Origin of the sequence: Paraburkholderia aspalathi, from assembly GCF_900116445.1 — a bacterium.
Classification (GTDB): Bacteria; Pseudomonadota; Gammaproteobacteria; order Burkholderiales; family Burkholderiaceae; genus Paraburkholderia; species Paraburkholderia aspalathi.
Genome location: NZ_FPBH01000011.1, coordinates 55,914 through 70,349 on the forward strand (window position 1 = coordinate 55,914; position 14,436 = coordinate 70,349).

Annotated in this window: 10 protein-coding genes; 6 read left to right on the forward strand and 4 right to left on the reverse strand. The window is 64.4% G+C overall.

Annotated features, from left to right (window positions below):
* Position 1 precedes the first annotated feature (1 nt).
* Together BM438_RS18250 and BM438_RS18255 are read right to left on the reverse strand one after the other, a co-directional pair.
* Positions 2–277: a hypothetical protein gene (locus BM438_RS18250; protein ID WP_093635853.1), complete on the reverse strand. Its 276-nt coding sequence runs from the start codon at positions 275–277 to the stop codon at positions 2–4.
* Between the two features lie 88 nt (positions 278–365).
* Complete coding sequence (locus tag BM438_RS18255) at positions 366–656, reverse strand: hypothetical protein (protein ID WP_093635855.1); 291 nt, start codon at positions 654–656, stop codon at positions 366–368.
* A 201-nt stretch (positions 657–857) separates the two neighbouring features.
* Between BM438_RS18255 and BM438_RS18260 the strand changes: the two genes are divergently transcribed.
* From BM438_RS18260 to BM438_RS18270, 3 genes are all read left to right on the forward strand, one after another.
* Positions 858–1,385, forward strand: a complete 528-nt coding sequence (locus BM438_RS18260; protein ID WP_093636149.1) for a PRC-barrel domain-containing protein — start codon at positions 858–860, stop codon at positions 1,383–1,385.
* A 128-nt stretch (positions 1,386–1,513) separates the two neighbouring features.
* The gene (locus tag BM438_RS18265; RefSeq protein WP_093636151.1) at positions 1,514–2,857 is read left to right on the forward strand and encodes a cation:proton antiporter; all 1,344 of its coding nucleotides are present in this window, start codon (positions 1,514–1,516) and stop codon (positions 2,855–2,857) included.
* 40 nt (positions 2,858–2,897) lie between these two features.
* Positions 2,898–3,467, forward strand: coding sequence for an FUSC family protein (locus BM438_RS18270; protein WP_093635857.1), 570 nt, complete (start codon positions 2,898–2,900; stop codon positions 3,465–3,467).
* Here BM438_RS18270 and BM438_RS18275 read toward each other — a convergent pair.
* Positions 3,464–4,417 carry an AraC family transcriptional regulator gene (locus tag BM438_RS18275; RefSeq protein WP_093635859.1) on the reverse strand — a complete coding sequence of 318 codons (954 nt, stop codon included), beginning with the start codon at positions 4,415–4,417 and terminating at the stop codon, positions 3,464–3,466. The genes BM438_RS18270 and BM438_RS18275 overlap by 4 nt on opposite strands.
* A 117-nt stretch (positions 4,418–4,534) precedes the next feature.
* Here BM438_RS18275 and BM438_RS18280 point away from each other — a divergent pair, with 117 nt between their 5' ends.
* A complete protein-coding gene (locus BM438_RS18280) occupies positions 4,535–4,891 on the forward strand; it encodes a carboxymuconolactone decarboxylase family protein (protein WP_093635862.1) in 357 nt (118 codons plus the stop codon).
* A 101-nt stretch (positions 4,892–4,992) separates the two neighbouring features.
* On the opposite strand, the gene BM438_RS18285 is transcribed toward BM438_RS18280, so the two are convergent.
* On the reverse strand, positions 4,993–6,042 hold the full coding sequence (locus BM438_RS18285) for an aldo/keto reductase (protein ID WP_093635865.1): 1,050 nt from the start codon (positions 6,040–6,042) through the stop codon (positions 4,993–4,995).
* 341 nt (positions 6,043–6,383) lie between these two features.
* On the opposite strand from BM438_RS18285, the gene BM438_RS18290 reads away from it, so the two are divergent.
* Together BM438_RS18290 and BM438_RS18295 are read left to right on the forward strand one after the other, a co-directional pair.
* Positions 6,384–9,719 carry an autotransporter outer membrane beta-barrel domain-containing protein gene (locus BM438_RS18290; RefSeq protein ID WP_093635868.1) on the forward strand — a complete coding sequence of 1,112 codons (3,336 nt, stop codon included), beginning with the start codon at positions 6,384–6,386 and terminating at the stop codon, positions 9,717–9,719.
* Between the two features lie 193 nt (positions 9,720–9,912).
* Positions 9,913–14,367 carry a DEAD/DEAH box helicase gene (locus BM438_RS18295; RefSeq protein WP_167378414.1) on the forward strand — a complete coding sequence of 1,485 codons (4,455 nt, stop codon included), beginning with the start codon at positions 9,913–9,915 and terminating at the stop codon, positions 14,365–14,367.
* The last annotated feature ends 69 nt before the right edge of the window (positions 14,368–14,436 follow it).

A 14,436-nucleotide genomic window follows, 5' to 3' on the forward strand; every position in this document is an offset into this window, starting at 1 on the left:
CTTATTGACTGGCGCCGGAGGCCGCTGAGGCTGCGCCCGACCTACTCGCCGCTTCGGTGGCGGCAGCCGCCGCCGCGCCGCTGCTCGTATCTGCAGTACTGCCGGTGGCCGCGTTGCCGTTCATCACGCCGCTGCTGGCCAGCGCGGAACTGGCGGCAGTAGACGTATCCGCGCTGCCGTTATCGGACCGTTTGCAGCCTGCGGCCGCGGTCAATAACACCACCGCTGCCACGATCAGCACCTGCTTGCCCGCGCTTTGTCTGGATAGCTGTTTCATCTTTCTCCTCCGTCATCGGTCAGGTGAATCCGCAACTGCATGACGCGAGCGCGGATTCGCCTGCCATCATTGATGTTCATCGCCTGCGTTATTGGCCGTTCGTGCCGCTGCCCGCGTCCGCACCCGGCGTATTGGTCGAATCGCTCATTGGCTTCTTGGTCTTCGCCTTCGACTTCGACATGTGATGCGTTTTCGAGCCACTGGCACTCATTGCCCCCGAAGTCGACCCTGCGGATGCCGCATCATGTGCGGCGTTGTTGCTCGAGCCAGCGGATCCGCCTCCGCCCGCGCCGCCGTTACCGTTGCCGCCCGCTTGCGCGAAAGCGACGCTCGACATCGCGACCAATGCCGACACCAGCAATGCTTTTGAATAGTTCATCGAAGTCTCCCTAAGTGAATGGACGGCGTTTGCCGCTTGCAGCGCGAGCTTGTCCAATCCGTGCTTCTGCCGCTCGAGCTGGGCACTGGCACTCATGCTGTTGGCCAAAGCCGCAGCAAGGGCTATGCCGCGCTGCTGCGAATCGAAGGAACGCCGATTGCTCAGTTCTCTCCACACATCGAACCGGTAAGGAGAAACATCATGCTCAACCAGACACAGACCCAAGGCGGCACGCGGCAGGGCCAAGGCGCACGTATCGTCGGCAAAGGCAGCGCGACTGCAGACGGTCCCGGCCCGGAAGTCATGGCCGCGGCCACCCTGGATGGCAACAAGGTGATTAGCAGCGATGGCGAAGACATCGGCAAGGTCAAGGACATCATGCTCGACGTCGGCTCGGGTCGTATCGCCTATGCGGTGCTATCAAGCGGCGGCTTTCTCGGCATCGGCGACAAACTGCTGGCGATTCCCTGGCGCGCCCTCACGCTCGATACACAAGAGAAGTGCTTCGTCCTCGACATGACCGCCGAGCGCGTGAAAAACGCACCGGGGTTCGACAAGGACCACTGGCCCGCCATGGCAGACCAGACATGGGCCACGTCCGTACATCAGTACTACGGCAGCGAGCCCTACTGGGGACGCGACCCGTATGACCGGCGCGACGATCTGGGTGCCGGTGACATTCCGACGGGGTCGTCTGATGCACCGGAGGCCGGCGGGTTGAAGCTGTAGATCCCGTTGTAAATCCTGTCGTTCGCACACAGGTCGCGGGCAGATGCGGCTCCTTGCTTCGAGCCGCATCTACCTTGATGTGCCGGCCGCGCATGCGTCACCTGCATGCCGGCCCCAACCGGATCCTCATGCACGAAACACTGTGGTTTCTCATCGTCGGCGCCGTGCTCGTGTTTATGGGCGTGGCAGCGACGACGCTGCGGCGCCTGCCCGTTAGCGCCGCCATGTTCTACCTCGCGATCGGCTACGCCCTCGGGCCGTCCGGCATCGACCTGTTGCGCCTCGATATCGTCGCCGATGCACATTTGCTGCGAACCGTCACCGAAGTCGCGCTGCTGGTGTCGCTGTTCGCCATCGGGCTGCGTTTGCGGCTCGGCGTATTCGAGAAGCTCTGGACCGTACCGCTGCGCCTCGGCTTCCTCGCCATGCTGGCGACTATTCCGCTGCTCACGCTGTTCGGCGTCTACGTATTGCATCTTGGCTGGGGCCCGTCCCTGCTGCTCGCGGCGATCCTCGCCCCGACCGATCCGGTACTCGCTCATGACGTCCAGGTGCACAATCCCGGCGACCACGACCTGCTGCGCTTCGCGCTCTCCGGCGAAGGCGGCCTGAACGACGGCGTCGCGCTCCCCTTCGTCATGCTCGGCCTCGCGATATGCGCGGCGCCTGCCGCTCCAGTCACCGACGTGCTGAGTTTCCGGCTCGCCGGCAGCATCGTTTGGGGCGTGGCCGGCGCAATCGCGATCGGCGGCCTGCTCGGCTGGGTGACAACACATGCGGTCACCTGGCTGCGTACGCGCCATGCGCAGGCCCTCGGTCTCGAGGGCTTCTTCGCGTTGGGCCTGATCGAACTCTCGTTTGGCGCCGCGCAACTCGCGCATACGTATGGCTTTCTGGCGGTGTTTGCCGCGGGCGTCGCGATGCGCCGCGCCGAGCATCGCGCGAGCGGCGGCGCGTCACCTCGCGAGGCGATCGGTACGGTCGATTCCGAAGACGTCGAAGCAACCGCGGCAAATCCGAGCAAAGCCCATGCGTATATGACGGAGTCGGTGATGGGCTTCACGATCGAACTAGAACGCATCGCGGAGGTGGCGGTGATGGCGATGGTGGGCAATGTGCTCGCCACGCTGCAAGCACCGCTTTTCACCTGGCAGACGGTCGCGCTCACGGTTGCGCTGTTCGTGCTCGTACGGCCGGCGTCGGTGGAATTGTCGCTGCTGGGGTCGAGCGCGACGCCAGCGCAGCGGCGTTTGATCAGCTGGTTCGGCATCCGCGGAATCGGTTCGTTTTACTACCTGGCGTATGCACTCGAACACAGCGTGGCATCCGACGTCGTGCCGCTGGTGCCGCTCACGCTGGCGGTCGTTGCGGCTTCGGTCGTGATTCACGGCGTCTCGGCTACGCCTCTGATGAGCTGGTACCACAGCCTGCGCAGCAGCGAAAACCACGATGTCCGCCGTGGACCTCGCTAGAATACGAGTCCCTCGTGCTGCAACAAGCTCCCCCCATTCGATGACCGCTCCCGACGAATCAAGACGTGAAGCGCGGACGAACGCCGCCAATTCGCTGTTTGCTTTTCTCAAGGCGCTGCCGCTGGGCGACCGGCTGGCCGAAGGCAGTGTGATGGCCGCGCAGGCAGTGGCCGGCGGCAGCCTCGCCTTCGTAATCGGCCGTTGGCTGCACACAGAGCAAGCCTTCTGGGCCGCGATTACGGCGATTGCGGTCAGCCAGCACAGTTATATCGACACCCGCAATCTGTCGCGCGATCAGTTCATCGGCGCGATGGTCGGGGCCGTCTGCGGGCTCATCGGCGCAACCCTCGGCGGCGGCTATCTCGCCGCTTACGCGGCCACCGTTGGCGCGGCGATTCTGATTTGCTGGGTCGTGAACGTGGGCAGCGCCGCGCGTCTGGGTGGCATTACGGCGACGATCATGCTGCTGGTGCCGGGCGTCGGTTCGCCGTGGGACAGGGCCTTGCTGCGCCTCGGCGAGGTCACGTTAGGCACCGTCTGCGCACTGCTCGTGACCTTGATCATGTCAAGGATAGAGAAGCACTGGTTCGGCCGACCCGACAAAGCCTAGCCGGACTTCTGATCGTTCTCTTGCGGCTGACGCCGGTAACGTCCCGGCGTCGCGCCGACGCTCTGCTGAAACGCCTTGCCGAAGGCGGCTTCCGATTGATACCCCACGGCCTCACCGATCTCCGCGGCGCTGCGCTGCGTGCGCAGCAGCAGATCGCACGCGATCGTCATACGAATCTGCGTGAGGAAATCCATCACCGTCATACCCGCACGCTCGTTGAAATGGCGTGCGTAAGTCGCGCGGGACATCGCCGCGCGTTCGCCCAGTTCGGCAATCGTCCAAGCCCGTTCGGGGGCGCTCAACATGCCCTGTACGGACGCGCCCAGACGCGCATCTGCCAGCAGTGCCAACACGCCTGCAGTCGATGCATTCTGTTCGCCGTGCACGCGCAAGGCCATTGCGAATAGCGCGTGGCTCAATGCGGTGACGATCGCGAGCGCGCCGGGCTGACGTTGCTCCGCTTCGGTTCGCATCAATGCAATCACCGTCTGCAACGCGCCGAGCGTTTGCACGCTGCCGAGCGACACATGAAATGGGTCGGGCAACGCGTTGAGCAGCAACGCCGAGGAACCGGGCGCGTAGACGAACCGGCCGCATAGCAGATCGAGATCGGCGCCGCCCTCGTCCTCGTCATTGCGCTCGTCATTGCGGCGCAACGGCAGCATGCCGTCATGACTCAACGTCAGCGGCGCGGTGGCAACTGTCCGCCCGATATCACGCACCCGATGCGCGGCGCCACGCGGGAACAGCATGAAATCGCCCGCCTGCAGCGCAACCTGCGCGCCACCCGCAGTCTCGACGACGCATTCGCCGTCCAGCACCAGATGAAACGGTGCAATGCCCGCCTCCATTGGCGTGTGATCGATGTCGAAGCCCCCCGTGAGCAGGCAACGCAGATCGAGGCTGGCTTGCGGCCGGGCGAGGTCGATCAGTCGGCTGAGCGTATCCATGAGACGGTCGCGCTAAAAGTTGAGCGAATCGAGTATTCAGGATATCGCGGTGCCGCGCAATACTTTGCCTAACGACACCGGCACCCGCCGGAGCCTGGCAAACAAAGGAGCACTGTCATGTTGAACTGGATCGATTACCGCAAGGAACTGTTCGGCCGCATCGGCGAGATCGCCAAACTGTCGCCGGATACGGTGAAGGCCTATCAAACGATGTCGAGCGCGGGCCAGAAGGCCGACCTTCTGGGCGCGAAGACACGCGAACTGATTTCGCTCGCGGTGGCCGTGAGCTTGCGATGCGACGGCTGTATCACCGTGCATACCGCCGAAGCGCTGAAACACGGCGCGACACGTGAAGAGATCGCCGAAGCGCTCGGCGTGGCGGTCGCGATGAACGCGGGCGCCACCATGGTGTACTCGGCACGCACGATGGACGCCGTCGCCGCTTATCAGGCGGACGGCAAGCCGGCAGCGTGAGGAACGTGGTGTAGCGACGTGACGGCACGCCGCTGCACCACTCACCCACGAGCTATCCGGCGTGCAACGCAAGCCGCGCACGCCGCGACTTGCAGCTAGCGTTACGCCGGATGACGCGCCTCTTCAAGCTGCTTGCGGCGCACGTCGCCCTGACGTTCCAGCATCCAGCCCGGGTACTCAGCCGGCAGCGTGCTGACCTTATCGAGCTTCGCAAGCTCATCGGCGGTCAACGTGACGCTCGTGGCGGCGATGTTGTCATCGAGTTGCTCGACTTTCTTCGCGCCGACGATCACCGAGCTCACCACGCGTTGATGCAGCAGCCACGCAAGCGCGATCTGCGCCACCGACACTTTCTTCGTCTCCGCGATATCGCGCATCACGTCGATACAGTCATAAGCGCGCTCGCGATTGACCGGCGGGAAATCGAATGTCGTGCGACGGCTGCCCGCCTCGCCCTGCTGTTCGCGCCCATATTTGCCGCTCAGCAAGCCGCCCGCGAGTGGACTCCACACCATCAGTCCAAGCCCTTCGCTGTGCAGCATCGGCACGAGTTCGCGTTCGAGGTCGCGGCCCGCCAGCGTGTAATACGCCTGTAGCGATTCAAAGCGCGCGAGGCCGAGGCGCTCCGCAATGCCCAGCGCCTTCACGATCTGCCATGCGGCCCAGTTCGACACGCCGACATAGCGCACATGGCCATGCTGAACCAGCGTATCGAGCGCACGCACGGTTTCTTCGATCGGCGTGGCCGGATCGAAACCGTGGATCTGATACAGGTCGACGTGATCGAGTTGCAGCCGCTTCAGGCTCGCCTTGATCCCGTCGATGATGTGGTAACGCGAGGCGCCACGCGCATTCGGGAACTCCGCCGTCTGGCCGAACACTTTGGTTGCGACCACAACCTTGTCGCGCGGCACTTTCAGGTTCTTCAACGCCTGACCGGTGATCTGTTCGGATAGGCCATCAGCATAAACGTCGGCCGTGTCGATGAAATTGATGCCCGCATCGAGCGCCCGGCCGACCAGCCGCTCCGCGTCCCCCTGCTGCAGATCGCCGATCTGCTTCCAGATGCCCCCGCCACCGCCGAAGGTCATCGTGCCCAGGCACAGCTCCGAAACAAACACACCGGTACGGCCTAACTGGTTGTATCGCATCGTCGAGACTCCATCGTGGATTCGTGGATCGGTGAGCCGTACAGGGTACTGCACCCGGCAAATTTCGGCAGGACCCGGCGCGCGTCCTGATCCGCCGCCCGACGAACGAATGTTTCAAACCACTTACGGTTCGCGCAGGAGTTACCGCAGCGCTTTTTCGGTCCGGAAAAAATGCCTTCTCCTGCGAAGAGCGAGGCGCCATGCGGGTCTCGGTCAAGCGTCGGCGATTCGCAACATATTCGTAATGTTATGTCGGGGACGTTTGGAAAGTTTTGGTAAGGCGTGTATAAGTCGGACCATTCCGCTCGTATGGTGCAGTGCCTTTAACAAGGACCGTGCGTATGAAGAAGAAGAAAACGTTTGGAATCGGCCTCGGCAGCGTCGTGCTGCTCACAAAGGCATTCACCCCCTCAGCCATGGCCGCGTGCAGCAATACCGCGCCGCCGAGCAATACGACAGTCACCTGCACGGGCAGCGGCATCGCCGCCGTCATTGCGCAAACCGGCAGCACCGGTGTGACGATCAATGCCGATAGCACCGCCTCGGGCAGCTTCGTGCGCAGCGCCAATCCGGTTATCTTCAGCGTCGACGCCAACAGCACGATCAACAGCAGCGGCAACTTCACACTGACGGGCGGCGGCGGCACGGGCACCGTGCGCGGCGCGGTATTGCTCGGCGTGGGCAATGGCAATCAGATTACCAACGCGAGCGGCGCGGTCATCACCACGACCGGCGCCTTCAACGACGGCATGGCCGCCAACGGCAGCGGCAACACGCTGACCAATCGCGGCTCGATCACCACCAGCGGTCCCAACGCTTACGGCATGACGGCCGCGTGGGGACAAACGAACGTCGGCCAGTTGAACAACACGTTGATCAACAGCGGCAGCGTGACGACCTCGGGCAGCAACGCGCGCGCGGCATCGATTCTGGGCGGCAGCGGCACCATCAACAACAGCGGCACGTTGACTACCACGGGCTCGGCCAGTCCAACCGCTTATCTGCAAGGCAACAACGACCAGTTGATCAACAGCGGCACGATCAGCGCGAGCGGCAGCGGTTCGGATGCGGTGTTTTCCAACACCGCGGGATCGAGCTTCGTAGCGACGATCCAGAACCTCGCGGGCGGCAGCATCATCAGCCAGAACGGCTCCGGCATCCGCACGCTCAACGGCAACAGCACCATCATCAATGCAGGGCTTGTGCAAAGCGGTATCGGCACGGCCATCACGATGGGCAACGGCAACGATTCGCTGATTCTGCAAACCGGATCGGTGATCAACGGCACAGCCGATGGTGGCGCAGGATCGAATACGGTGACCTTGCAAGGCTCGGGCACGGCGTCGAATGCGTTCACCAACTTTCAGACCTTGCTGATGCAAGGCACGCTGTGGAACTGGACCGGTAGCGGGACCTTCACGCTCGCACATGTGCAAACCGGCACGCTGAATCTCACCGGCACGTTAGGCGCGAGCGCAACGGCGCTCGTCGATAGCGGCGCGACCTTGCAGGCGACTGCGCAGAACCTGCCCTCCACCGTGACCGACAATGGACTCGTGCGGTTTGCCCAGGATAGCGCGGGCACCTACACGGGATCGATCAGCGGCACCGGCGCAGTGGATAAAACCGGTGCCGGCGTGTTGACGCTTGCACCGGCTGCGGCGAGCGGCAACACCTATTCGGGCGGCACGACGATCGATCAAGGCACGATTGCCGTCGGCGCGGACAACGCGCTCGGCGCGAACACGGGCGGCCTCACGTTCAACAGCGGCACCCTGCAATTGACTACAAGTTTCGACCTCGCCGCCACGCGTGCCATCACGTTGGCCGCGGGCGGCGGCACGATCGATACGCAATCCTTCGATAGCACGCTCTCCCAGGCGGTGAGCGGAACCGGCGCGTTGACGAAAGCCGGCAGTGGCAGCTTGCTGATGACCGGCGTGAGCACCTATAGCGGCGCAACCACGGTCGCGGCGGGCACCCTCGCGATCGGCGACGCCACCCATGCCAGCGCCGCGCTGACGGGCGGCGGCGCCACCACGGTGGCCTCAGGTGCGACGCTCGGCGGCTATGGCAGCGTGACGGGCGCGGTCACGAACAACGGCACGCTCGCGGTGGCGAATGCAGTGCCGTCGTTTGCCAGCGAAGGCAACGGCGCGTTCTCGATCAACGGCTCGCTGGTCAATGCCGGACTCGTGCAGATCGGCGGTCCTGCCGCCGGCGGCGTGGGCAACCGCTTGAATGTGGCGGGCAACTACACCGGACAGGACGGCACCATCGGCCTGAACACCGTCGTCGCCGGCGACGGCGCGGCGTCCGATCGCCTCGTGCTGAGCGGCGGAACGGCCACTGGTTCGACGCACTTGCAAGTCACGAACGTCGGCGGCCAAGGCGCACAAACAGTAGCGGACGGCATTCAGGTGATTCAGGCGACCAATGGCGCCACCACCGCCTCGAGCGCCTTTACGCTGGCTGCACCGGTGAAGGCCGGCGCGTATTCCTACTATCTGGCCAAGGGCGGTGTGAGCAGCGGCACGACGGACAACTGGTATCTGCGCAATACGGTTGCGCCGCTGCCGACCGCAACGGTACCCGGCCAGCCGCCGGTCACGACGCCGGGCGCCCCTGGCGAACCACCCGTTGTCGCGTCGGGCGTGCCGATTGCGGCTGAGGGCACGCCGCCCTTGCCGCCCGCGCCCCCCGCTGGCTCGGCCGCCATACCGCTGTATCGCGTCGAAGTGCCGGTCTACGCCGCAGCGCCCGGCGTCGCGCGTGAACTCGGCCTGATGCAGATCGATACGTTTCATGACCGGCAAGGCGATCAGGCCTTGTTGAGCGAAAGCGGAAAATTGCCTGCCGCGTGGGGTCGCGTGTGGGGCGGCCATAGCGTGCTGAGCCAGAACGGCACGGCAAGTCCGCAATTCGACGGCTCCGTGTATGGCATCCAGGCCGGGCAGGATCTTTACGCGGATCGCAGCGCGAGCGGCCAGCGCAATCACTACGGTTTGTTTGTCGGTTTCGCGCGGGCCACCGGCGACGTCGACGGCTTCGCGCTCGGCATGCCCAATCTCGCGGTAGGCCACCTTGCGATCAACGCGTACAGCCTCGGCGGCTACTGGACGCATATCGGCCCAAGCGGCTGGTACACGGACGCCGTGCTGATGGGAAGTTCGTTGACCGTCGATCCGGATTCGCGCGACGGCCTCAATACGACGACGCACGGCAACGCAGTGACCGGCTCGCTCGAAGGCGGTCTGCCGATTCCGCTCGGCGCGGGGCTCACGCTCGAACCGCAAGCGCAACTCGTGTGGCAGCACCTCTCGCTGTCCGATTTCAACGATGGCGTATCGAGCGTCGGCTTCAACAGCGGCAATACTTTCGTCGGACGAATCGGCGCGCGCCTGCAAGCTCAGTTCGATGCCTTCGCGATTGCCTGGCGGCCCTATCTGCGCGTTAGTTTCCTACGCGAATTCGGCTCCGACGACAAAGTCACCTTCGGCGGCGGGACCGTGATTCCGGGCACTGTCGGGCAAACCGCGGCGCAACTCGGCGCGGGCGTGGTCGGCAAATTCAGCACATCGGGCAGCGTGTTCGCGACGCTCGGCTGGGTGACGAATCTGGGTGGCGCACACCAGAGAACGGTGACGGGCGACGCAGGCGTACGCTGGGTCTGGTAGTTTTGCGCCGGACTGTGCTGCAGGTGCGGTGCGGTCCGCACCTGCGGTTTTTGCCGCCTTATTCAGCGCGATTGCCGCCACCCAGGCATCGGCAAAGCCGCCGAAAACCTGCCAGACTGATTGTTGATCCTCGAAACAGGCCGGCGCTTGCCGCCCTCTGGAGATGGCACATCGCGTCCCCATCTATGCCAGCATGACTTCGGCCTCGACATCCACCGCCGCGTTGGACGAGCGCTCTGATTCTTCGGGCGTCGATCCGGTAGTGCAGCCAACTTCAAACGCTGCTTCGGGCCCTTTCACGCCTGGCGCGCTGGATGATTTCCATCCGGCAGTCGCCAGCTGGTTCCTGAAGACCTTCCCCGCCCCCACCGATGCCCAGGCCGCCGCCTGGCCGCAGATTCGCAGCGGACGCTCGACGCTGGTGGCCGCGCCGACCGGTTCGGGCAAAACTCTCACCGCCTTCCTGTCCGCGCTCGACGAACTCGTCCAGCAAGGCCTCGCCAACGGCGGCGCGTTGCCCGACGAAACCCTCGTGGTCTACGTCTCGCCGTTAAAAGCGCTCTCCAACGACATCCGCATCAACCTGGAGGTGCCTTTGCAAGGCATCGCAGCGGAACTCGAGGCGCGCGGCCTGCCGCCGCTCGACATCCGTACCGCAGTACGCACAGGCGACACCACGCAACAGGAGCGCAACGCGCTGAAAAAACGCGCGCCGCATATTCTCGTAACCACGCCGGAATCGCTCTACGTCCTGCTCGGCTCAGATTCCGGCCGGCGCATGCTGTCGACGGTGCGCACGGTGATCGTCGATGAAATTCATGCGCTTGCCGGCAGCAAGCGCGGCAGTCATCTGGCGCTCAGTCTCGAACGTCTCGACGCGTTGTGTCAGCGGCGCCTACCGCGGATCGGTCTGTCGGCAACGCAAAAACCGGTCAGTGCTGTCGCACGCTTTCTCGTGGGTGGCGCGAGCATCGAAAGCGATATCCCAGCGGACTGCGCGATCATCGACGTGGGTCACATTCGCGAGCGCGATCTCGCGCTGGAGATTCCGCCCGTGCCGCTCGAAGCGGTGATGCCGAACGAAGTGTGGGAACGCATCTACGACCGCCTCGCCGAACTGATCGCGATGCATCGCACCACGCTGATTTTCGTCAACACGCGCCGCATGGCCGAACGTGCGGCGCGTCATCTGACCGAGCGGCTCGGCAAGGATGCGGTCGCCGCGCACCACGGCAGTCTCGCCAAGGAACATCGCTTCGACGCCGAGCAGCGCCTGAAACGCGGCGAGTTGCGGGTGCTGATCGCCACCGCTTCACTGGAGTTGGGCATCGATATCGGCGACGTCGATCTGGTCTGCCAGATGGGTTCGCCGCGCGCGATCGCGCCGTTCCTGCAACGTGTGGGACGCTCGGGTCACCATGTGGGCGGCATGCCGAAGGGCCGGCTCTTTCCCGCTTCGCGCGACGATCTCATCGAATGCGCCGCACTGCTCGATTGCGTGCGGCGTGGTGAACTCGACGCGTTGCGGATTCCGCGCGCGCCACTTGACGTGCTTGCACAACAGATCGTCGCTGAAGTATCGAGCGCCGAATGGAGCGAAGACGCACTGTTCGAGATGCTGCGGCGCGCGGCCCCCTACGCGGGCCTCGAGCGCGAGCAATACAACGCGGTGCTGCGCATGCTGGCCGAAGGCTATACCAGCCGTCACGGCCCGCGCGGCGCCTATATTCATCGCGACGTGGTGAGCGGCACCTTGCGCGGCCGGCGCGGCGGCAAACTGGTCGCCGTGACCTCAGGTGGCACGATTCCCGAGAACGCCGACTATGCGGTGGTGCTCGAACCGCAGGCGATCAATATCGGCACCGTCAACGAGGATTTCGCCGTCGAGAGTCTGGCAGGCGACGTGTTTCAACTCGGCAATGCGTCGTACCGGATTCTGCGGATCGAGAGCGGCCGCGTGCGGGTCGAGGACGCACAGGGACAGCCGCCGAATATCCCGTTCTGGCTAGGCGAGGCGCCGGGGCGCAGCGATGAACTGTCGTTCGGCGTCGCGCGCCTGCGTGAGCAGATTGGGCGCCTGCTCGATGGGGAAGAGCTCATGACGGCGCGCATCCAACGCGCAATCGACTGGCTCGTCGACGCCCTCGGTCTCGACGAAGCCGCCGCGCGGCAAATCGTCGACTATCTCGCCCGCGCACGCGCCGCGCTCGGCGTGCTGCCGACGCAAAACACGCTCGTGATGGAGCGCTTCTTCGACGAATCCGGCGGCACGCAACTCGTGATCCATGCACCGTTCGGCAGTCGCGTGAACCGCGCGTGGGGTCTCGCATTGCGCAAGCGTTTTTGCCGGACCTTCAACTTCGAACTGCAAGCCGCCGCCACCGAAGACGCGATCATCCTCTCGCTGACCGGCAGCCATTCCTTCGTACTCGACGAAGTATGGCGATACCTCCATTCGAACAGCGCCGAGCATCTGCTGATCCAGGCGCTGCTCGACGCGCCGCTCTTCGGCGTGCGCTGGCGCTGGAACGCGACCACCTCGCTCGGCCTGCCGCGTTATACCGGCGGGCGCAAGACCCCGCCGCAATTGCAACGCATGCGCAGCGAAGATCTGCTGGCGAGCGTGTTCCCCGAACAGGCCGCGTGCCTGGAAAACATCGTCGGCGAGCGCGAACTGCCGCATCATCCCTTAGTGGACCAAACCGTCGACGACTGCCTGCACGACGCGATGGACAGCGAAAGCTGGATCGCCTTGCTGCGTCGTATTGAACGGGGCGAGGTGCAACTGATCGCCCGCGATCTGCCGGCGCCCTCGCCGCTTGCGGCCGAAATCCTCACGGCCAAGCCCTACGCCTATCTCGACGATGCGCCGATCGAAGAGCGCCGCACGCAAGCCGTGCAGAACCGCCGCTGGACCGATCCGTCCAGCGCCGACGACCTCGGTGCACTCGACGCCGACGCGATCGACAGTGTGCGCGACGAGGCATGGCCGCAGGCGCGCACCGCCGACGAGATGCACGAAGCGCTAACAGGTCTCGCCTGCATCACGGAGGCTGAAGCGCGCAATATCGAAGCGTGGCCGGCATGGCTCACCTCGCTTGCCGAATCCGGCCGCGCGACCCGCCTGCGGATCGCGGCTGAGGACGCGCTGTGGCTGCCCGCCGAGCGCCTGACCTGTTTCCAGGCGCTCTACCCAGACGCCCGGTTTGAGCCCGCGCTCACCGCACCGAAGGGCTATACCGATACCTGGAGCGCCGACGACGCCCTGCTCGACGTGCTGCGCGCCCGGCTCACCGGCTTCGGCCCACTGCCGGTGCGTGCAATCGCGCAGGCACTGAACTTGCCCACGGCGTCGGTCGAACACACGCTGACGCGCCTCGAAGCTGAAGGCTACGTGATGCGCGGCCGCTTCTCGCCGGGCGCAACCGGAGAAGAATGGTGCGAACGCCATCTGCTTGCGCGGATCCACCGTTACACGGTCAAACGCTTGCGACGCGAAATCGAGCCGGTGGAACGGCACGACTTCATGCGTTTTCTGTTCGAGTGGCAGCATTTGACGCCGGACACCCGCAGCGAGGGACGCGACGCGTTAGCCGCCGTTCTCGACCAGATGGAGGGTTTTCAGGCCGCAGCGGGGGCATGGGAAGAAGATATTCTGCCGGCGCGCGTAAAGGCGTACGCGAACATTTCGCTCGACGAACTATGCCGTGCCGGCAAGATCGTCTGGACCCGTCTGACCGAGCGGGCACGCGGTACGGCGGGACCGGTGCGCAGCACGCCGATCGTGCTGTTGCCGCGCGCGCAGGTACGCGTCTGGCGCGCGCTGATCGATCCGTCGAAACAACCGGAGCTATCGGCGCGCGCGCAGAGCGTCCATGACACGTTATCGCAGCATGGCGCGATGTTTTTCGACGAATTGCTGGCCGAGGTACACGGCTTGCGTATGGAACTGGAGAACGCACTGGGCGAGCTGGTTGCCGCGGGCCTCGTGAATTCCGATAGTTTCGCCGGCTTGCGGGCGTTATTGAAACCCGTCGCCAAACGCAGTGCTTATTCCAGTAGCCGGCGTGTCAGGTCGAGTGCATTGATCGGAGGAATGGACGACGCGGGACGCTGGGCCCTCGTCAGCCGGCAGCCCGTTGTTGTGACATCAGAAGCATCGCCGGCGCGCCGTCAGCAATTCGCCCCCGAAGTACTCGAGCATGTCGCCATGACGTTGCTGCGCCGCTATGGCGTGGTGTTCTGGCGCTTACTCGAACGCGAGGCCGAGTGGCTGCCGCCGTGGCGGGACCTGTTGCGCGTGTTTCAACGGCTCGAAGCGCGCGGTGTCATTCGTGGCGGGCGGTTCGTGAATGGCCTCGCCGGCGAACAGTTTGCTTTACCGGAAGCGATTCCAATCTTGCGTGAAGTTCGACGGCATGCGAACGATGGTGCTTTTGTGTGTGTCGCCGGAACCGATCCTTTGAATCTCGCCGGTACGCTGCTGGTGGGCGAACGCGTGCCTGCCGTTGCCGGGAATCGGGTTTTGTATCGCGATGGAATCGTTATCGCGACGCTGGTTGCGGGGACTTTCTGGTTTGACCCCACGGTGGAAACGATTCCCACAGAGCGGGAACACGCCCGAAGCGCGTTGGCCCGGCGGTTTTGAGGCAGTCCTGAGCTAATTCCGCGGCGGTTTAACGCGGTTTTAATGCGATTTCGACGCTTCAGGCCAATG